Here is an 18,956-nt window from a genome sequence, read left to right on the forward strand (position 1 = left end):
CCCGCGTTCCGCTACTTGCCGTTGCGCGCCCGCGCCTGCTCGGCGAGCGCCTTGTAGTCGTAGGTCGGATAAAACTCCGTGTGATAGCCGCCCCATGCGGTTTCCTCGATCGCGCGGTTCACCTCGCGCAGCCGGTCGGCCGGCACCCGCAGCGTCACGACCTGGCCGATCCCCATCATTACGTACCACGAGACCACTTCGATGCCGGGCGGCGGAAAGGCCTTGTAGAAGCCCTGTTCCGCGAGTTGCTGATTGATCTTCGGCAGCGGCTTCGACTCGTCGTGCTTCAGGAAGATCGTCAGGAGGAAGGTGCCGTCGCCGGCTGGCGTGGCGGAGGCGGCGGGCGCAGCCGGAGGCGTCGCGCCGGGGTTCGTTTGCGCGGCGGCGGGAAGCGGGTTCAGCAGCGGGGCCCACAGCGGGGCCAGCATGGCGGCCACGGCGGCGCCTGCTATCCATTTGCGTACGGCATGCATCGGCTTTCTCCTGATTCGGGTGGGCAAGCCCTTACAATAGGTCGGTCCTCACTTGCATGCCAAACGAGCCAATGACACGAGATCCTCGCCTCACCCTGAACGCGCGCCAGCAGGCAATGCTCGAATGGGTGCAACGCGACGGCTTCGTCACGGTCGACGATCTCGCCTCGCATTTCGACGTCACGCCGCAAACCATTCGCCGCGACGTGAACTGGCTCGCCGGCATGAATCTGCTGCGCCGCTATCACGGCGGCGCGAGCCTGCCCACGAGTGCGGAGAACGTCTCGTACAGTGCACGGCAGCACATGTTCCACGAGGAGAAGCGCCGCATCGCGGCCCTGGCGGCCCAGCACATTCCCGATCAGGCCTCGCTCTTCATCAACCTCGGCACCACGACCGAGGAAGTCGCGCGCGCGCTCAATCATCATCAGGGACTGCGCGTCGTCACGAACAACCTCAACGTGGCGAGCGTGATGAGCGGCTACCCCGACTGCGAAGTGATGATCACGGGCGGCGTCGTGCGACCCTGGGACAAAGGCATCGTCGGCGAGCACACCATCGACTTCATCCGCCAGTTCAAGGTGGATTACGCGATCATCGGCACCTCGGCCATCGAGACCGACGGCACGCTGCGCGACTTCGACACGCGCGAAGTCCGCGTGGCGCAGGCCATCATCGAACATGCGCGCACGGTCTACCTCGTGGCCGACCATTCGAAGGTCGGCCGCCCGGCGCTCGTGCGCCAGGGGCACCTGAGCCAGATTCACGCGCTCTTCACCGACCAGCCGCTGCCCGAGGAAATGAACGAGGCGGTGCTCGCCGCGGGCACGCAGGTTCACGTCGCCGCGTAAGCCGCGGGGTTTTCGTACGCGCTTTTCCGGACGCGTCGGCTGCGCGTTTTCTCCATTTCCGATCTGCCATCCAACGCGCTTCGCGAGCGGGCGGGGTGCTGCCCATCGGGCGCGCAAGGCCCCGTTTTCATTCGCGCCTGACGAACGTTCGATAATGTCCGATGTATGTTCGTTTACGCACTGCTTTCGGTCAAAAGCCCGAAAATCGAACCTTTACTTTTTCGTTAATGTTCGATAAATTTCGAATTCGAACATTTCGAGGTTCGTTTTTCTTTCAGGGACACAGCAGGGTGACTCAACAGAACCGGTACGATCTGCTCGTCGTGGGCGGCGGGATCAACGGCGCGGGCATCGCGCGCGACGCGGCCGGCCGCGGGTTGTCGGTGCTCCTTTGCGAGCAGGACGATCTCGCCTCGCATACCTCGTCGTGCAGCACCAAGCTGATTCACGGTGGGCTGCGCTATCTCGAGTACAGGGAATTCGGGCTCGTGCGCAAGGCGCTGCAGGAGCGCGAAACGCTGCTGCGCGCGGCGCCCCACATCATGTGGCCGCTGCGTTTCGTCATGCCGCACATGCCGAATCTGCGTCCCGCCTGGCTCATTCGCATGGGCCTCTTTCTCTACGACCATCTTGCGAAGCGCGAATTGCTGCCGGGTTCGCGCGGCATCGACATGCGCCGCCATGCGGCCGGTGAGCCGCTCATCGACTCGATCCAGCGCGGCTTCGTGTATTCGGACGGCTGGGTCGACGACGCGCGCCTCGTCGTGCTCAACGCGCTCGACGCGCAGGAGCGCGGCGCGCAAATCCTCACGCGCACGAAGCTCGTTTCCGCCGTGCGCACGAACGCCACGAACGGCGCGCAAAGCGAATGGCAGGCGCTCCTGCGCCGCCCGGACGGCAGCACCTTCGACGTGCGCGCTCGCGCCATCGCCAACGCGGCCGGGCCGTGGGTGGGCGAGGTGCTCCACGGTGCGCTCGGGCGCGGCGCGCAGCACAGCGTGCGGCTCGTGAAGGGCAGTCATATCGTCACGAAGCGCCTGTTCGAGCACGACCACGCGTACATCTTCCAGAACCCGGACAAGCGCATCATCTTCGCGATTCCGTATGAGCACGACTTCACGCTCATCGGTACGACCGACGTGGAGTATCACCACGACCCCGCGAAGGTCTCGATCGACGGCGACGAAACGCGCTACCTGTGCGAGTCGATCAATCGCTATTTCAAGCGCAAGATCTCGCCGGCCGACGTGCGATGGACCTACTCGGGCGTGCGTCCGCTGCTCGAGGAAGAGGGCGCGGAGAATGCGTCCGCCGTCACGCGCGACTACAAGCTCGAACTCGACGAAACCGCCGGCGCGCCGCTGCTTTCGGTGTTCGGCGGCAAGATCACGACCTTCCGCAAGCTCGCGGAAGAAGCTTCCGACATGCTGTGCCGCGTGCTCGGCCACGCCGCGCCTTCGTGGACGGCCGGCGCGCCGCTGCCCGGCGGCGATATCGCGAACGCGCGTTTCGAGCCCTTTGCGCAGGACTTCGCGAGACGCCATGCGTGGCTGCCTGCACCGCTTGCGCGCCGCTACGCACGCGCATACGGCACGCGCGCCGAGCGGCTGCTCGACAACGCGCAATCGCTCGCGGGCCTCGGCTGCGAAGTCGCGCCGGGCATCTTCGAGGCCGAATTGCGCTACCTGCGCAACGCCGAATGGGCCACGCGCGCGGAAGACGTGTTGTGGCGCCGCTCGAAGCTGGGCCTGCATGTCGCGCCGGGCACGCTCAACGGCGTGGCCGCCGCAATCGATCACTGGTTTGCCGCAACAAGCGCGACGGCGACCGCGCAGCACTGAAGTTCGCCGGCATCACGCAAGGTAGGTCACGTACCCCCCCACGCGCCGTCCCCGCGGTGCGTCATCACAACTAGTACAGACGGAGATGAGAGACATGCAGGAACAGTACATTCTTGCGCTCGACCAGGGCACCACGAGTTCGCGCGCCATGCTTTTCGACCGCCAGGGCAACATCGTTTCGGTTGCCCAGAAAGAGTTCGAACAGATTTATCCGCAGCCGGGCTGGGTCGAGCACGATCCGCAGGAAATCTGGTCGACCCAGGCGGGCGTCGCCGCCGAGGCCGTGACGCGCGCCGGCATGAACGGCACCAACATCGCCGCGATCGGCATTACGAACCAGCGCGAGACGACGATCGTCTGGGATCGGGAGACGGGCCATCCCGTCTATAACGCCATCGTTTGGCAGGACCGCCGCACGGCCGACTTCTGCGACTCGCTCAAGGCGCGCGGCCTCGAAGAGAAAGTGCGCGCGAAAACGGGTCTGCCGATCGATTCGTATTTCTCGGCAACCAAGATTCGCTGGATTCTCGACAACGTGCCCGGCGCACGCGAAAAAGCGCGTCAAGGCAAGCTCGCGTTCGGCACCGTGGACAGCTGGCTCGTGTGGAACTTCACCAAGCACGAACTGCACGTGACCGACGTGACGAATGCGTCGCGCACCATGCTCTTCAATATTCACACGCGCCAATGGGACGACGAGCTGCTCGACGCGCTCGAAATTCCGCGCAGCATGCTGCCCGAAGTCCGTTCGTCATCCGAAGTGTATGGTCCGACCAAGACCACGGTGTTCGCCTCGAAGATTCCGCTGGCCGGCATCGCGGGCGACCAGCAGGCAGCGATGTTCGGCCAGATGTGCACGAGCACGGGCATGGTGAAGAACACCTATGGCACGGGCTGTTTCCTGATGATGAACACGGGCACGACGCCCATCGAGTCGAAGAACAACCTCGTCACGACGATCGCGTGGCAGATCGGCGACGAAGTCAACTATGCGCTCGAAGGCAGCATCTTCATTGCGGGCGCGGTGGTGCAGTGGCTGCGTGACGGTATGGGCATCATCAAGAGCGCACCGGAAATCGAAGCGCTCGCCGCGAGCGTGCCGCATACGGACGGCGTGTACCTCGTGCCGGCGTTCGCGGGCCTCGGCGCGCCGCACTGGAACGCGCGCGCACGCGGGACGCTGTTCGGCGTGACGCGCGGCACGACCTCGGCGCATCTCGCGCGCGCGGCGCTCGATTCGATCGCGTACCAGTCGCTCGACGTGCTGGCGGCCATGGAAGCGGATTCGGGCATCAGCGTGGGCGAACTGCGCGTGGACGGCGGCGCGAGCGCGAACAACCTGCTCATGCAGTTCCAGGCCGATCTGCTCGGCGTGGATGCGGTGCGCCCGAAGATCACCGAAACCACGGCGCTCGGCGCGGCCTACCTTGCAGGCCTCGCAACCGGCTACTGGCAGAACGTGGGCGAACTGCAGAGCCAGTGGAAGCTCGACCGCCGTTTCGCGCCGTCGATGCAGGGCGCGCAGGTCGACGCCTGTCGCGCAGGCTGGCAGCGTGCGGTGCGCGCGGCCAAGGCCTGGGCGGACGACTCGCACTGAGCCGCGAGTCAGCTTTACAACATACAAGCATAACTAATTAACATAACCCGCAGCGGGATCGCATGCGCTTCGTGCGCATGCACCGCGCGGGCAGAGAGAGACTACGACAATCATGTCACCCTATATTGCGGAATTCATCGGCACGGCCATTCTCGTGCTGCTCGGTAACGGCGCCGTTGCGAACGTGCTGCTGGCAAAAACGAAGGGCAAGGGCGCCGACCTCATCGTCATCGTGATGGGCTGGGCCATGGCCGTGTTCGTGGCGGTCTACGTGACTGCCTCGTTCAGCGGCGCGCACCTCAACCCGATCGTCACGATCAGCCTGGCGCTCGCGGGCAAGTTCGCGTGGTCGAAGGTCGGCGGTTATATCGCGGCGCAGATGCTCGGCGGCATGGCGGGCGCGCTGCTCGTATGGCTTGCCTATCGACAGCACTTCGCGAACGAAGCCGATCCGGATATCAAGCTCGCGGTGTTTTGCACGGCGCCCGCTATTCGCAGCAAGCGGCACAACGTGTTGACGGAAGCGATCTGCACCTTCGTGCTGATCCTGGGCGTGCTTTATCTGGCCTCGCCGCAGGTGGGTCTCGGCGCGCTCGACGCGCTGCCCGTGGGCCTGCTCGTGCTCGGCATCGGCATTTCGCTCGGCGGCCCGACCGGCTACGCGATGAGCCCGGCGCGCGATCTCTCGCCGCGCATCATGCACGCGCTGCTGCCGATTCCGGGCAAGCGCGACAGCGACTGGCGCTATGCGTGGATTCCGGTGTTCGGGCCGCTTGCCGGCGGTGCCGCGGCGGCCGGTCTCTATCACTACCTGCACGCGATGCACTGACCATGCTGTGACTCATGCCGCGCCTGCGAGCCAGGCGTGTTGCAGTGCACAAAGCCCGCGTACGCCACGGCGTTCGCGGGCTTCTGTTTTTCTGCGTACCCACGACACATAAGGCGACAAAGGGCGCGATCCGCTTTCGCTATCGCCTCATGCGGCTTTCGGATTGTTCGGCTATCGCGGCACCCCTATATTGGCTGTCAACGATCCATTCCAATATCAGGAGACGCCGCATGAAGCTGGTCCGCTGGGGCAGTAAGGGGGCTGAAAAGCCGGGTGTGATCGATAACGAGGGGCGCGTGCGCGATCTCTCCGGCGTCACGCTGGACGTCGCCGGTAACGGCCTCGGCGCGACCGCGCTGCGCCAGCTCGCCGGACACGATCTCGCCGCCTTGCCGCTCGTCCCCGCCGACACCCGCCTGGGTCCGTGCGTGGGCAGCGTCGGCAAGATTGTCTGCGTGGGCCTCAATTATTCCGACCATGCCGCCGAATCCAATATGCCCGTCCCCACAGAGCCCGTGCTCTTCCTCAAGGCAACGAGTTCGATCACCGGTCCCAACGACGACGTGCTGATTCCCCCGGACGCGAAGAAGGTCGACTGGGAAGTCGAGCTGGGTGTGGTGATCGGCGAAGCAGCGCGCAATGTACCGCGCGAGCGCGCGCTCGATTATGTGGCCGGTTATTGCGTGGTCAACGATGTTTCCGAGCGCGCATGGCAGATCGAGCGCGGCGGCCAGTGGGACAAGGGCAAGGGCTACGACACCTTCGCGCCGCTCGGCCCCTGGCTCGTCACGCGCGACGAGATCGCCGACCCGCAGGCGCTCGACATGTGGCTCGAAGTCGACGGCAAGCGTTACCAGAACGGCAACACGCGCACGATGATCTTCGACGTGGCCACGCTCGTTTCCTATATCAGCCAGTTCATGAGCCTGCAGCCCGGCGACGTGATCTCGACCGGCACGCCGCCTGGCGTCGGCATGGGGCAGAAGCCGGAACCCATCTATTTGCGCGCGGGACAGACCATGCGGCTGGGCGTGAGCGGCCTGGGCGAACAACAGCAACGCCTCGTGGCGGAACAAGGAGAGCAGGTGCAATGAATCAACTGGATCTGAACAATCGCGTGATGGTCGTGACGGGCGGCGCGCGCGGTCTGGGTTATGCCGTGGCGCAGCGGGCATTGCGTTCGGGCGCGTCGGTCGCGCTCTGGGACATCGACGCGGAACGGCTCGAACGCGCGCGCGCCGAGTTGTCGGAGCTGGGCAAGGTTTCGGTGGTGACGGTCGAACTGACCGACGAAGCCTCGGTCGAGGCAGCCGCACAGCAAACCGTGAAAACGCATGGCGCGATTCACGCGCTCGTGAACAGCGCAGGCATCACGGGCGGCAATGGTCTCACGTGGGAACTACCCGTCGACGTGTGGCGCCGCGTGATCGAAGTGAACCTGATCGGCAGCTACCTGACCTGCCGCGCCGTGGTGCCGCGCATGATCGAGCAGGGCTATGGACGCATCGTCAATATCGCCTCCGTGGCCGGCAAGGAAGGCAATCCGAATGCTTCGCACTACAGCGCATCGAAGGCCGGGCTCATCGGACTGACGAAGTCGCTCGGCAAGGAGCTGGCCATGAAGGGCGTGCTCGTCAATGCCGTGACGCCGGCGGCGGCCAAGACCGAGATTTTCGATTCGATGTCGCAGCAGCATATCGACTACATGCTCGCGAAGATCCCGATGAACCGCTTCCTCATGCCGGACGAAGCGGCTTCGATGATCGTCTGGCTCACGACGGAAGACTGCGCGTTCAGTACCGGCTCGGTATTCGATCTTTCGGGCGGGCGCGCGACATACTGAGGCGGGAAGCAGGACCCGCGCGTATCGGCCGGACAACGCGCGGGATCACGATAACGGCGCGGTGGTAACAGGAGAGCGCCGACAGGAGACATCGATGTCGATCGAGGCACCTACCTTGGCACCTACGCTGGCGGAAGCCGCGGGCCGCAAGGCCATGCGCCGCCTTTTGCCCTTCCTGCTCTTGATGTACGTGCTCGCGTTTCTCGACCGCGCGAACATCGGCTTCGCGCAAAAGGCGCTGTTGCACGATACGGGCCTTTCGGACGCGGCATTCGCTTTCGGCGCGGGCGTGTTCTTCGTCGGCTACGCACTCTTCGAAGTGCCGAGCAATCTCGCGCTGCACCGTGTGGGCGCGCGGATCTGGATGTGCCGCATCATGGTCACGTGGGGCATGATTTCCGCGGCGATGGCGTGGGTGCAGGCGCCGACTTCGTTCTATGTGCTGCGATTCCTGCTGGGCGTGGCCGAAGCGGGTTTCTTCCCCGGCATCATCTATTACCTCACGCAGTGGTTTCCGCAGTCCTCGCGGGCGCGCGCCATCGGCGTGTTTTATTTCGGCGCGCCGCTGGCCTTCATCTTCGGCGGCCCGTTGTCAGGACTCCTGCTCGAGATGCACGGCACCTTCGGGCTCGCAGGCTGGAAGTGGCTCTTTCTCGTGGAAGGCGGGCTGGCCTCGGCCGTTGGCGTGTGGGCCTTCTGGTATCTCGTCGACAAGCCCGGGGACGCGCGCTGGCTCTCCCCCGACGAGCGCCGCGCGCTCACGAGCGCGATCCAGCTCGACGCGCGCGAAGCCGCCGCGCACGGCCCGCGCGATGCGCTCGCCGCGCTGTTCGACCGCCGCGTGCTCGCCTATGCCGGCATCTATGCGCTGATCCAGATGAGCGTGTACGGCGTGATCTTTTTTCTGCCGCAACAGGTGGCCTCGCTCGTGGGCGCCTCCGTGGGCCTCGAGGTAGGCCTGCTCGCGGCCGTGCCCTGGCTGTGCGCCGTGGCGCTCACGTGGATCGTGCCGCGCCGCGCGGACCGCCTCGGAGGGCATCGCGCTTGGGCCGCGCGCCTGCTCGTGATGTCGGGCGTCGGCATCGCCGTCTCGGGCCTGGCGGCAGGCCTTGGCGGCACCGCGGGCGCGATCGTCGCGATGCTCGGCCTGTGCTGCGCGGCGAGCGGCTTCATCGCGGCGCAGCCGCTCTTCTGGACCTTCCCGGCGCGCGATCTCGCGGGCGCGGCCTCTGCCAGCGGCATCGCGCTCATCAATTCGCTCGGCGGCCTGGGCGGCTTCATCGCGCCGATGCTGCGCGCCGCCGCCGACCGAAACTTTGCTTCCCACGCGGCGGGCCTCGAACTGCTCGGGCTTGCAAGCATTGCCGCCGCGCTGCTCATTCTTGTCGTCGCGCCGCGCGCCGTTGCGCCGGCGGCTCGCTCATTCGAGCCGCCCGTGCGGCGCGCGCGCTAATCCTCTACCCAGGAGCTACGTAACATGGCCATGCCAACCATCAAACACGTGCGAGCCTTCACCGTGCGCGGCGGCGGTGCCGATTATCACGATCAACCCGACGGCCACTGGATCGACGACCATATTTCCACGCCGATGGCGCGCTATCCCGAGTATCGTCAGAGCCGCCGCTCGTTCGGCATCGACGTGCTCGGCACGCTCGTCGTGGAGGTGGAGGCGAGCGACGGCACTGTGGGATTTGCCGTGACCACGGGCGGCGAGATCGGCGCATTCATCGTCGAGAAGCATCTCGCGCGTTTTCTCGAAGGGCAGCGCGTGACCGACATCGAGAAGATGTGGGATCAGATGTACTACGCCACGCTCTACTACGGCCGCAAGGGTGTCGTGCTCAACACCATCTCGGGCGTCGATCTCGCACTGTGGGACCTGCTCGGGCAGATCCGCAAGGAACCCGTGTATCAGTTGCTCGGCGGCCCCGTGCGCGACGAGCTGATGTTCTACGCCACCGGCGCGCGCCCCGATCTCGCAAAGGAAATGGGCTTCATCGGCGGCAAGCTGCCGCTGCTGCACGGTCCGGCCGAAGGCGAGGAGGGCCTCAGGAAGAACCTCGAACTGCTCGCCACCATGCGCGAGCGCGTGGGCGACGACTTCTGGCTCATGTACGACTGCTGGATGAGCCTCGACGTGCGCTATGCCACGCGCCTCGCCCAGGCCGCAAAAGAGTACGACCTCAAGTGGATCGAGGAATGCCTGCCGCCCGACGACTACTGGGGCTATGCCGAACTGCGCCGCAGTGTGCCGCGCGGCATGATGGTTTCCACCGGCGAACACGAGGCCACGCGCTGGGGCTTTCGCATGCTGCTCGAAATGGGCTGCTGCGACCTGATCCAGCCCGACGTGAACTGGTGCGGCGGCATGACCGAACTCATCAAGATCTCGGCGCTCGCCGACGCGCACAACGTGCTGGTCGTACCGCACGGCTCCTCGGTGTACAGCTATCACTTCGTCGTGACGCGCCATAACTCGCCGTTCGCGGAATTCCTCATGATGGCGCCGAAGGCCGACAAGGTGGTGCCGATGTTCACACCGCTGCTGCTCGACGAACCGGTGCCGGTGCAAGGACGGCTCAAGGTGCCGGATGCGCCGGGCTTCGGTGTGCGGCTCAATCCGGACTGCAAACTTTCCCGGCCATACACGCACTGAGCGCGCCGAACGCGCACCAGGCGAGGCTCATCACAAGCTACGAGGAGAAACACGTGCTGCTCAAGGACAAGGTGGTGATCGTCACCGGCGGTTCGCGCGGCATTGGCCGCGCCATTGCGATTACGAGCGCCCGCGAGGGCGCCGATGTCGCGATCAACTACTGGGGTGACAACGACGCCTCGTACGGCCGTCGCTCGGCGATCGACGAGGTGCTAGGCGAGATCGAGCGGCTAGGACGCCGCGCGCTCGCGCTGGAAGGCAACGTGGCCGCGCCGCAAACGGGAGTGGATCTCGTGCGTCAGACGGTGGAGCGCTTCGGCAAGGTCGATGTGCTCGCCAGCAATGCGGGCATCTGCCCGTTCCACTCGTTTCTCGACATGCCGCCCGCCGTGCTCGAACGCACGATAGGCGTGAACCTGAACGGCGCGTTCTACGTGACCCAGGCCGTCGCGCGGCAAATGAAGGAGCAGGGCACGGGCGGCGCGATCGTGGCGACGAGTTCGATCAGCGCGCTCGTGGGCGGCGGCATGCAGACGCACTACACGCCGACCAAGGCCGGCGTGCATTCGCTCATGCAGTCGTGTGCGATCGCGCTCGGGCCCTATGGCATACGCTGCAATTCGGTGATGCCGGGCACCATCGCCACCGACCTGAACGCCGAAGACCTGAGCGACGAAGGCAAGCGTGCGTACTTCGAAAAGCGCATTCCGCTCGGGCGGCTGGGCGCGCCCGAGGACGTGGCCGAATGCGTGGTGTTTCTCGCCTCGGACCGCGCGCGCTATGTGACGGGCGCCGCGCTGCTCGTGGACGGCGGGCTATTCGTGAATCTGCAGTGAGCCCTGGGCCACGCGTTTCAATGAGGAGCGAGCACGACCGCGTGCGAACCATCGTGAGCGATATCGTCCATCTTGAAGGGCTGCGAAAAGCGCCGCAGCAAGCCGACGAAATGCTCGGCGGGCTCGGCGAGCGGCTCGTTCTTGCGCGTGAGCACGCCGTAGCCCGGGAGGCTCTTGCCGATTTCGAGCGGCAGCACGACGAGCAGCTTGCCGCGCACATGGTCGCGCACGACCGGCTCGGGCAACATGGCCACGGCGTCGAAACTTTCGAGCAGTTGCAGCGTGGCGAAGATCGAGGCCGACTCGGTGAGATTGGCGGGCGTGCCGAGACCGGCGCGCGCGAGTTCGCCTTCGAACAATTCACGCGCGGGACTCGTGATGGGCTGCGCAACCCACGGCCAGTCCATCAGTTCCGCGAGCGTGACCTGTTCGCGCCGCGCAAGCGGATGGCGCGCGCGCACCACGAGCACGAGCGTTTCCCGCGCGATCGGTTCGAAGCTGAAATCGTTGTGCTGCAGCGGCGTAGTGAGGCGCCCGAGCGCGAGATCGACTTCGCGGCGATGCAGCAGCTGCACGACCTGGTCGCTCGTTTCGCCGAGGATGCGCACGTGCAGCAGCGGCCGTTCGGTCTTGAGCGTGGCGACGGCTTGCGCGAGCAGGTCGGGCGCGGCGCCCATGATCGCGCCCACGGTGAGCTGGCCGTGCCCGCCGCGGCGCTTCACGTCGAGGTCTTCGGCAAAGCGCGTGAGTTCGGCAAGCGCGCGGCGCGCGTAGGCGAGCGTGACGACGCCGAGCGCGGTGGGCTGCATGCCGCGGGCGTTGCGCTCGAAGAGCCGGAAGCCGAACGCTTCCTCGATGTCGCTCAGCATGCGGCTCGCGCTGGGCTGCGCCACGTTGATGGCATCGGCGGCCTGATGAACATTGCGCGCGTCGTCGAGCGCGACGAGCAGGGCAAGGTGCTTGAATCTGAGCCGGTTGACGAGTGCGACGACGGAAGTGTGATGGTTCATGGAGCGATCCGGTTTGTGCATCGCCCGATCCCAACATCGGATTGGTTGGCTATCGATGCGGGAATTATAGTCGGATCACAACGCAGCTAACCACGTAAAAACGCGTGCAACCGCGCACCGCGAAGCCAGGGCAAACACCGAGTCGACGCGTGCCCCTGCTTCGCATGAGCGGTACAAGCGCACGACGTATCAAGGCTGGACGGAGACACGATCATGGAGACAATTGCGTTTCGCATGCAGCTCGATCCCGGCAAGCGGGACGAATACGAGCGGCGTCACCGCGAAATCTGGCCCGAACTGGCGAGCGCGCTGCGCGATGCGGGCGTAAACAATTACCGCATCTTTCTCGACGAAGCGACGCACCATCTCTTTGCCGTGCTCGAGCGCCGCGACGATCACACCATGGACGCGCTGCCCGAGCTGCCCGTCATGCGCAAATGGTGGGATTACATGGCCGACATCATGCAGACGGATGCCAACAACGTGCCGCTGCAACAGCCGCTCGTGCAGGTCTTTCATTTGCCTTGAGCACACGCGAGGAACATGCCATGCAGGTCGTCGATCCGCACGTCCACTTCTGGAACCTCGATACGCATCATTACCCGTGGCTCGCGAATCCGGGCACGTCGTTCGTCTGTGATGCGCGCGAACTCAAGCACAACTATCTGCCCGCCGACCTGTTGCGCGAGGCCGGCGACATCGACGTGCTCAAGGTCGTGCATGTCGAAGCGAATCACGATCCGGACGATCCGGTGGAAGAAACGCGCTGGCTGGAAGGGCTCGCGGATATTGCCAAGAATGCGGGGGAGCCACGTGCGTTGCCCGACGCGATCGTCGCGGCCTGCGATCTCAGTTCGCCCAATGCGCCCGCGGTGCTCGAGGCGCACGCGGCGTTTGCGCGTACGCGCGGCATTCGCCAGATTCTCAACGTTCACGAGAACCAGCTCTACGACTACGTGGGGCGGCATTACATGCGCGAGGCGGCGTGGCGCGAGAACTTCGCGCTGCTGGAGAAGCACGGTCTGTCGTTCGACCTGCAGCTATATCCCTCGCAGATGGAGGAGGCCGCCGCGCTCGCGCGTGCGCATCCCGGCATTCGGCTCGTGATCAACCACGCGGGCATGTTCGTCGACCGCAGCAGCGTGGCGGGCTACCGCGCGTGGCGCGACGGCCTGCGCCTGCTTGCGGCATGCCCGAACGTGGCCGTGAAGATCAGCGGACTGGCGATGTTCGACCATGCATGGAGCGTCGAAAGCCTGCGGCCTTATGTACTGGAAACGATCGACGCGTTCGGCGCGGATCGCGCGATGTTCGCCTCGAACTTTCCGGTCGACCGCCTGTTCGGCGGCTATTCGAAGCTTTGGCATGCGTATGCGTCGATCGTGAGCGGCGCCAGCGAGAGCGAACACACGGCGCTGTTTCGCGGCAACGCGGAACGTATCTACCGTATTTGAGTGTGCGCGCAACGACAGGGAGACAGGCGTGGAAGCAGAAGCAAAAAGCAGGTCCGGCGACACTCCGCGGCTCGAACTGCGTAACGCGAGCAAGTCGTTCGGGCGCGTGCGCGCGCTCATCGACGGCAGCCTGAGCCTCATGCCCGGCGAGGTGCACGCGCTGCTCGGCGAAAACGGCGCGGGCAAGTCGACGCTCGTGAAGATCCTCGCGGGCGTGTATCAGCCCGATGGCGGCGCAATGCGCATCGACGGTGTGGAGCGCGCGTTCGCGACGCCCGCTCAGGCGCGCGACGCCGGTATCGCGGTAATTTATCAGGAGCCCACACTGTTCTTCGATCTGTCGATCGCGGAGAACATCTACATGGGGCGTCAGCCCGTGGATCGCGTGGGCCGCATCGACTACGACACGATGCATCGCGAGGTCGCGGCGCTGCTCCAGTCGCTCGGCGTCGAATTGAAGCCCGAACGGCTCGTGCGCGGACTTTCGATTGCGGACCAGCAGGTGATCGAAATTGCGAAGGCGCTTTCGCTCAACGCGAACGTACTCATCATGGACGAGCCCACGGCCGCGCTCTCGCTGCCCGAGGTCGAGCGGCTCTTTACGATCGCGCGCACGCTGCGCGACCGTGGCGTGGCGATTCTCTTCATCACGCACCGGCTCGAAGAAGTCTTCGCGCTCACGCAGCACGTGACCATCATGCGCGACGGCGCCAAGGTGTTCGACGCGCCCACGGCCACGCTCAAGACCCAGGACATCGTCGCGAAGATGGTGGGACGCGACCTTGCGACGTTCTATCCCAAGGCGGACGTGCAACCGGGCGAAGTGATGCTGCGCGTGCGCGGCCTCACGCGCCGCGGCGTCTTCAAGGACATTTCGTTCGACGTGCGCGCGGGCGAGATCGTCGCGCTCGCGGGGCTCGTGGGCGCGGGGCGCAGCGAAGTGGCGCGCGCGATATTCGGCATCGATCCGACCGACGCGGGGCAGGTGCAGATCGCGGGCAAGCCGCTGGCCTCCGGCATGCCCGCTGCCGCCGTGAAGGCCGGCCTCGCGCTCGTGCCCGAGGACCGGCGTCAGCAAGGTCTCGCGCTCGAACTGAGCATTGCGCGCAACGCCTCGCTCACGGTGCTCGGGCGGCTCGTGCGCTTCGGCCTCATCTCCACGGGGCGCGAAGCGGAGCTGGCCGGGCAATGGGGCAAGCGTCTGCGTCTGAAGGCGAGCGATCTGAACGCGCCGGTGGGCACGCTCTCCGGCGGCAACCAGCAGAAGGTGGTGCTCGGCAAGTGGCTCGCCACCGGGCCGAAGGTGCTCATCATCGACGAACCGACGCGCGGCATCGACGTGGGTGCGAAGGCCGAAGTCTACGGCGCGCTCGCGGAACTCGTGAAAGAGGGCATGGCCGTGCTGATGATTTCTAGCGAACTGCCCGAGGTGATCGGCATGGCCGACCGCGTGCTCGTCATGCACGAAGGCCGCATCACCGCCGATATCGCACGTGCCGATGCCAACGAAGAGCGCATCATGAGCGCCGCGCTCGGCGAAACCAACATTCATCTGGGGCACGCCGCATGATGCGCCATTCCACTTCTCCTCATCCCCTGCACGGCCGCGAGCCGCGCCCGCAGCGGCGCAACGCGGGTGCATTGGCCGAAGCGCTGGCGCGCAGCCGCGAGACCACGCTTTTCGTGGTGCTGCTGCTGATCGTGGGCGGTACGGCGCTCGCCCGGCCGCAATTCCTCAACCTGCAGAATCTGCGCGACGTGCTGCTCAACGTCTCCATCGTGAGCTTGCTCACGGCGGGCATGACGATCGTGATCCTGATGCGCCATATCGATCTCTCGATCGGCTCGACGGTCGGCATCAGCGCCTATGGCGTGGGCAGTCTCTACGTCGCGTTCCCGCACATGCCTGTGCTCGTGGCGCTGGTCGCGGGGCTCGCCATCGGACTCGTGGCCGGCTCGATCAACGCGCTGCTCGTGGCCGTGGGGCGCGTGCCGTCGCTCGTCGCGACGCTCTCCACGCTCTACATCTTCCGCGGCGCCGATTACGCGTGGGTGCATGGCGGCCAGATCAACGCCACGAGCCTGCCCGACGCGTTTTCGCGGCTCGCCACGGGCTCTGTGCTCGGCGTTCCGGTGTTGGCGCTCATCGCGATCGTGCTGCTTGCTGCGCTCTCCGTGTATCTGAAGCAGTTCCGGCCGGGCCGCGAATACTACGCGATCGGCTCGAACCCGGAAGCGGCGCGCCTTGCCGGTATCAACGTTGAGCGCCGCGTCGCGACGGGCTTCTTGATCAGCGGCGCGATAGCGGGCCTGGCCGGCGCGCTGTGGCTCGCCCGCTTCGGCACCGTGGACGCGAGCACCGCCAAGGGCATCGAGCTGCAGGTGGTGGCGGCCGCCGTGGTCGGCAGCGTGGCGATCACGGGCGGCGTGGGCACGATACTCGGCGCGACGCTCGGCGCGCTCGTGCTGGGCGTGATCAGCATCGCGCTCGTGGTGCTGCACGTCTCGCCGTTCTGGGAGCAGGCGATCCAGGGCGCGCTGATCGTGGCCGCCATCGCCGCCGATACGCTGCTCGCCCGCTCCGTGGCAAAACGCATGATGAGGAAACGCGACCATGGCTAAGAACGCCCCGAAACCCGACGCCGCGCTGCTCACGCGCAAGCCCGGCTTGCCGCTCAGCTGGGAAGCGCTGCTCGTCGTCATTCTCATTGCATCGCTGGTGGTGGGGCGCGTGCTCTCGCCGGTTTTTCTCTCGAGGGCGAACGTCAGCAACGTGCTCGCGGACCTCACCGAAGTCGCGCTCATGGCCTTGCCGATGACGCTCATCATCGTCGCCGCCGAAATCGATCTTTCGGTGGCCTCGGTGCTCGGCGCCTCGAGCGCCTTGCTCGGCGTGCTCTGGCACATGGGCTTGCCGATGCCGGTCGCCATGGCGCTCGTGCTCGTGGCAGGCGGCCTCGCGGGTCTCTTCAACGGGCTCGTGATCGTGAAGCTCAATCTGCCTTCGCTCGCGGTGACGATCGGCACGCTCGCGCTGTTTCGCGGGCTGGCCTACGTGTTGCTCGGCGATCAGGCGATTGCCGACTTCCCGCCCGCTTATACGCTCTTTGGCATGAGCAACCTGGGCAACACGTTCATCCCGTTGCCGTTCCTGATCGTCGCGGCGTGCGCGATCGTGTTCACGGTATGGCTTCAGGCCACGGCGTTCGGCCGCAGCCTCTTCGCGATCGGTGCGAACACCACGGCCGCGTCGTTCTCGGGCATCGACGTGCCGAAGATCAAGCTGCGCCTCTTCGTGCTCTCGGGCGTCATGAGCGCGCTCGCGGGCATCGTCTATACGTTGCGCTTCACGAGCGCGCGCGGCGACAACGGCGAAGGCTTCGAGCTTTCGGTGATCGCGGCGGTGCTGTTCGGCGGCGTGAGTATTTTTGGCGGGCGCGGGTCGATGTACGGCGTGCTGCTCTCGCTGCTGATCGTCGGTGTACTGAAGAATGCGCTCACGCTCGTCGATGTGTCGAGCGAAACGCTCACGATCGTGACCGGGGCGCTGCTGCTGGCTTCGGTGCTGATCCCGAATCTCGCCGCGCGCTGGCGCACGATGCGTGACCGGCGCGCACTGGCGCGGGCGGCATGAACGAGGTGTGAAGAAGGGCAAGGAAGTCAAGAGGCAGTCAATCAGCCGGACGCGTCCGGTACCCATCGAGGAGACGATTCATGAGAAAGCCAGTACGTCACGTGTGCACGGCCCTGCTGTGCGCGATGCTAGTGGGAGGCGGTGTCGCGGCGCATGCGGCCGGCATCAAGGAAGGGTTGAAGATCGCGTTCGTGCCCAAGCAGATCAACAACCCCTACGAGGTGATCGCCGATAACGGCGGTCTGGACGCGATCAAGGAGTTCAAGGGCGAGGGCAAGGCAGTGGGTCCTTCGGACGCGGGCGCGTCCTCGCAGGTCTCGTACATCAATACGCTGACCACGCAGCACCAGGACGCGATCATTATCGCGGCCAACGATGCGAATGCGCTCGTGCCGTATTTGAAGCGCGCGATGGATCAAGGCATCAAGGTCGTGACTTTCGACTCGGACACGGCGCCCGAAGGGCGGCAGATCTTCGTGAACCAGGCGAACGCGGAGAGCATTGGCCGCGGCCAGATCCAGCTCGTTTCGAAGCTGATGGGCGGCGAAGGCGAGTTCGCGATTCTCTCGGCCACGCCTAACGCGACGAACCAGAATACCTGGATCAAGTGGATGCAGGAAGAGCTGAAGAAGCCCGAGTATTCGAAGATGAAGCTCGTGAAGATCGCCTACGGCAACGACGACGACCAGAAGTCCTTCGTCGAGACGCAAGGCTTGCTGCAGGCGTATCCGAACCTGAAGGCGATCGTTGCGCCCACCTCGGTCGGCATCGCGGCGGCGGCGCGTTATATCTCTTCGTCGCCGAGCAAGGGCAAGGTGGTGGTGACGGGCCTCGGCACGCCTAACCAGATGCGCGCGTTCGTGAAGAACGGCACCGTGAAGGCGTTCCAGCTTTGGGATCCGGGTGCACTCGGCTACCTCGCCGCGTATGCGGCCGCCAATCTTGCTTCGGGCACCATCACGGGCAAGGAAGGCGAGTCGTTTGAAGCAGGCAAGCTCGGCAAGCGCACGATCGGCAAGAGCGGGGAAGTGATTCTCGGGCCGCCCACGACGTTCGATGCTTCGAATATCGATAACTTCAATTTCTGATTTACGTTGCTGGTTTGATTGACGTGGAGTGCTAAACGACCCGGTTTGCCGGGTCGTTTGCCCGGGTCGTTTGCTATTGGCCGTTCGTATCGGGCTTCGGGCTCGCGCGCGGGGGCAGGGGCTGAGGCTCGGCCGCCATCCCCTCCACCGGATACAGATTGAGAAATGACCTCGCCTCGTCCATCGAACGGCTCGCCAGCCAGCTCTCATACTCGGAAGGCGGCACGATCACTACGGATCGTTTCTCGTCCCCGGGCTTGTGAAAACGCTTCATGAGCGGATGATCGCTCGCATTGACGGTGAGCATCGTGAACGAGTACGCCTTGCCGGCCTCGCCTTCGTCCCACTCGCGCCATAAGCCGGCAATGGCAAACGGCGCGCCGTCGGCGAGACCAATGCGCCAGCGCACCGCCTTGCCGGTTTCGTAGCTCGGCTCAAAAAACGCCTCGCATGGAATCAGGCACAGCTGCAGCTTCTTCCATGCGCCGCTGAAGCTGCGCCTCTCGCCCACCGATTCGGCGCGCGCGTTCATCGTGTCGAACACCTTCACGCCGGGCGCAATCTGTTTGCGCGGCACCATGCCGAACGTCGCGAGCAGGGCTTCGCGCGCATCGGGAGTCCCGGGCAGATCGTCCGTCGGGCTCGCCCGGCGGATGACCGGCGCGGCATAGTCCTTAAAGATCTCGTCGCGCCACGGGTCGTCGGGCGGCAGGACGCCGTAGTGCCTGAAGAGGTAGTCACGGCGTGCGGCGGCGTAGTTCGTGCACATGGTCGTCTCCGTCCCGTCCTTCAAGTCGGTATGGCTAATGGATGCACGCATTTGGAGGATCGGATTGACTGTAAG

At 65.3% G+C, this 18,956-nt stretch carries 18 protein-coding genes; 15 read left to right on the forward strand and 3 right to left on the reverse strand.

Annotation, left to right across the window (positions count from 1 at the left end; translation table 11 throughout):
* Positions 1 to 11: 11 nt before the first annotated feature.
* The gene (locus tag AB3X98_RS29000) at positions 12 to 473 is read right to left on the reverse strand and encodes a hypothetical protein (protein WP_342947110.1); all 462 of its coding nucleotides are present in this window, start codon (positions 471 to 473) and stop codon (positions 12 to 14) included.
* 71 nt (positions 474 to 544) lie between these two features.
* On the opposite strand from AB3X98_RS29000, the gene AB3X98_RS29005 reads away from it, so the two are divergent.
* The 9 genes from AB3X98_RS29005 (at position 545) to AB3X98_RS29045 (ending at position 10,926) form a co-directional block, all read left to right on the forward strand.
* On the forward strand, positions 545 to 1,324 hold the full coding sequence (locus AB3X98_RS29005) for a DeoR/GlpR family DNA-binding transcription regulator (RefSeq protein ID WP_368603412.1): 780 nt from the start codon (positions 545 to 547) through the stop codon (positions 1,322 to 1,324).
* 290 nt (positions 1,325 to 1,614) lie between these two features.
* Positions 1,615 to 3,165 carry a glycerol-3-phosphate dehydrogenase gene (gene glpD, locus AB3X98_RS29010; protein ID WP_368603413.1) on the forward strand — a complete coding sequence of 517 codons (1,551 nt, stop codon included), beginning with the start codon at positions 1,615 to 1,617 and terminating at the stop codon, positions 3,163 to 3,165.
* 94 nt (positions 3,166 to 3,259) lie between these two features.
* Positions 3,260 to 4,762, forward strand: a complete 1,503-nt coding sequence (glpK, locus tag AB3X98_RS29015; RefSeq protein WP_368603414.1) for a glycerol kinase GlpK — start codon at positions 3,260 to 3,262, stop codon at positions 4,760 to 4,762.
* Positions 4,763 to 4,874: 112 nt separating this feature from the next.
* Complete coding sequence (locus AB3X98_RS29020) at positions 4,875 to 5,591, forward strand: MIP/aquaporin family protein (protein WP_028203061.1); 717 nt, start codon at positions 4,875 to 4,877, stop codon at positions 5,589 to 5,591.
* Between the two features lie 230 nt (positions 5,592 to 5,821).
* Positions 5,822 to 6,685, forward strand: coding sequence for a fumarylacetoacetate hydrolase family protein (locus AB3X98_RS29025; protein WP_368603415.1), 864 nt, complete (start codon positions 5,822 to 5,824; stop codon positions 6,683 to 6,685).
* Entirely contained in the window at positions 6,682 to 7,434 is a 753-nt protein-coding gene (locus AB3X98_RS29030; RefSeq protein ID WP_368603416.1) for an SDR family NAD(P)-dependent oxidoreductase, read from the forward strand. The genes AB3X98_RS29025 and AB3X98_RS29030 overlap by 4 nt, the downstream gene beginning before the upstream one ends.
* Before the next feature lie 94 nt (positions 7,435 to 7,528).
* Complete coding sequence (locus AB3X98_RS29035) at positions 7,529 to 8,887, forward strand: MFS transporter (RefSeq protein ID WP_069266106.1); 1,359 nt, start codon at positions 7,529 to 7,531, stop codon at positions 8,885 to 8,887.
* A 24-nt stretch (positions 8,888 to 8,911) separates the two neighbouring features.
* The gene (gene rhmD, locus AB3X98_RS29040) at positions 8,912 to 10,090 is read left to right on the forward strand and encodes an L-rhamnonate dehydratase (protein WP_368603417.1); all 1,179 of its coding nucleotides are present in this window, start codon (positions 8,912 to 8,914) and stop codon (positions 10,088 to 10,090) included.
* Positions 10,091 to 10,143: 53 nt separating this feature from the next.
* Positions 10,144 to 10,926, forward strand: a complete 783-nt coding sequence (locus tag AB3X98_RS29045; protein WP_368603418.1) for an SDR family NAD(P)-dependent oxidoreductase — start codon at positions 10,144 to 10,146, stop codon at positions 10,924 to 10,926.
* Positions 10,927 to 10,943: 17 nt separating this feature from the next.
* Here AB3X98_RS29045 and AB3X98_RS29050 read toward each other — a convergent pair whose 3' ends face one another.
* Positions 10,944 to 11,936 carry a LysR family transcriptional regulator gene (locus AB3X98_RS29050; protein WP_069266186.1) on the reverse strand — a complete coding sequence of 331 codons (993 nt, stop codon included), beginning with the start codon at positions 11,934 to 11,936 and terminating at the stop codon, positions 10,944 to 10,946.
* 213 nt (positions 11,937 to 12,149) lie between these two features.
* Between AB3X98_RS29050 and rhaM the strand changes: the two genes are divergently transcribed.
* The 6 genes from rhaM (at position 12,150) to rhaS (ending at position 18,112) form a co-directional block, all read left to right on the forward strand.
* Entirely contained in the window at positions 12,150 to 12,464 is a 315-nt protein-coding gene (gene rhaM / locus AB3X98_RS29055; RefSeq protein WP_368603419.1) for an L-rhamnose mutarotase, read from the forward strand.
* Positions 12,465 to 12,484: 20 nt separating this feature from the next.
* The gene (locus AB3X98_RS29060) at positions 12,485 to 13,390 is read left to right on the forward strand and encodes an amidohydrolase (protein ID WP_368603420.1); all 906 of its coding nucleotides are present in this window, start codon (positions 12,485 to 12,487) and stop codon (positions 13,388 to 13,390) included.
* Between the two features lie 28 nt (positions 13,391 to 13,418).
* A complete protein-coding gene (locus AB3X98_RS29065; RefSeq protein WP_368603421.1) occupies positions 13,419 to 14,960 on the forward strand; it encodes a sugar ABC transporter ATP-binding protein in 1,542 nt (513 codons plus the stop codon).
* The gene (locus tag AB3X98_RS29070) at positions 14,957 to 16,012 is read left to right on the forward strand and encodes an ABC transporter permease (RefSeq protein ID WP_368603422.1); all 1,056 of its coding nucleotides are present in this window, start codon (positions 14,957 to 14,959) and stop codon (positions 16,010 to 16,012) included. The genes AB3X98_RS29065 and AB3X98_RS29070 overlap by 4 nt, the downstream gene beginning before the upstream one ends.
* Positions 16,005 to 17,024 carry an ABC transporter permease gene (locus AB3X98_RS29075; RefSeq protein WP_368603423.1) on the forward strand — a complete coding sequence of 340 codons (1,020 nt, stop codon included), beginning with the start codon at positions 16,005 to 16,007 and terminating at the stop codon, positions 17,022 to 17,024. Before AB3X98_RS29070 ends, AB3X98_RS29075 begins: the two co-directional genes overlap by 8 nt.
* A gap of 80 nt (positions 17,025 to 17,104) precedes the next feature.
* Positions 17,105 to 18,112 (forward strand): rhamnose ABC transporter substrate-binding protein, encoded by a 1,008-nt coding sequence (gene rhaS / locus AB3X98_RS29080; protein WP_368603424.1) that lies wholly within the window; start codon positions 17,105 to 17,107, stop codon positions 18,110 to 18,112.
* Between the two features lie 73 nt (positions 18,113 to 18,185).
* Here rhaS and AB3X98_RS29085 read toward each other — a convergent pair whose 3' ends face one another.
* On the reverse strand, positions 18,186 to 18,881 hold the full coding sequence (locus AB3X98_RS29085) for an SOS response-associated peptidase (protein WP_368603425.1): 696 nt from the start codon (positions 18,879 to 18,881) through the stop codon (positions 18,186 to 18,188).
* Positions 18,882 to 18,956: the final 75 nt, after the last annotated feature.

The organism is Paraburkholderia sp. BR14312 (assembly GCF_040948675.1).
GTDB classification, from domain to species: Bacteria; Pseudomonadota; Gammaproteobacteria; order Burkholderiales; family Burkholderiaceae; genus Paraburkholderia; species Paraburkholderia nodosa_A.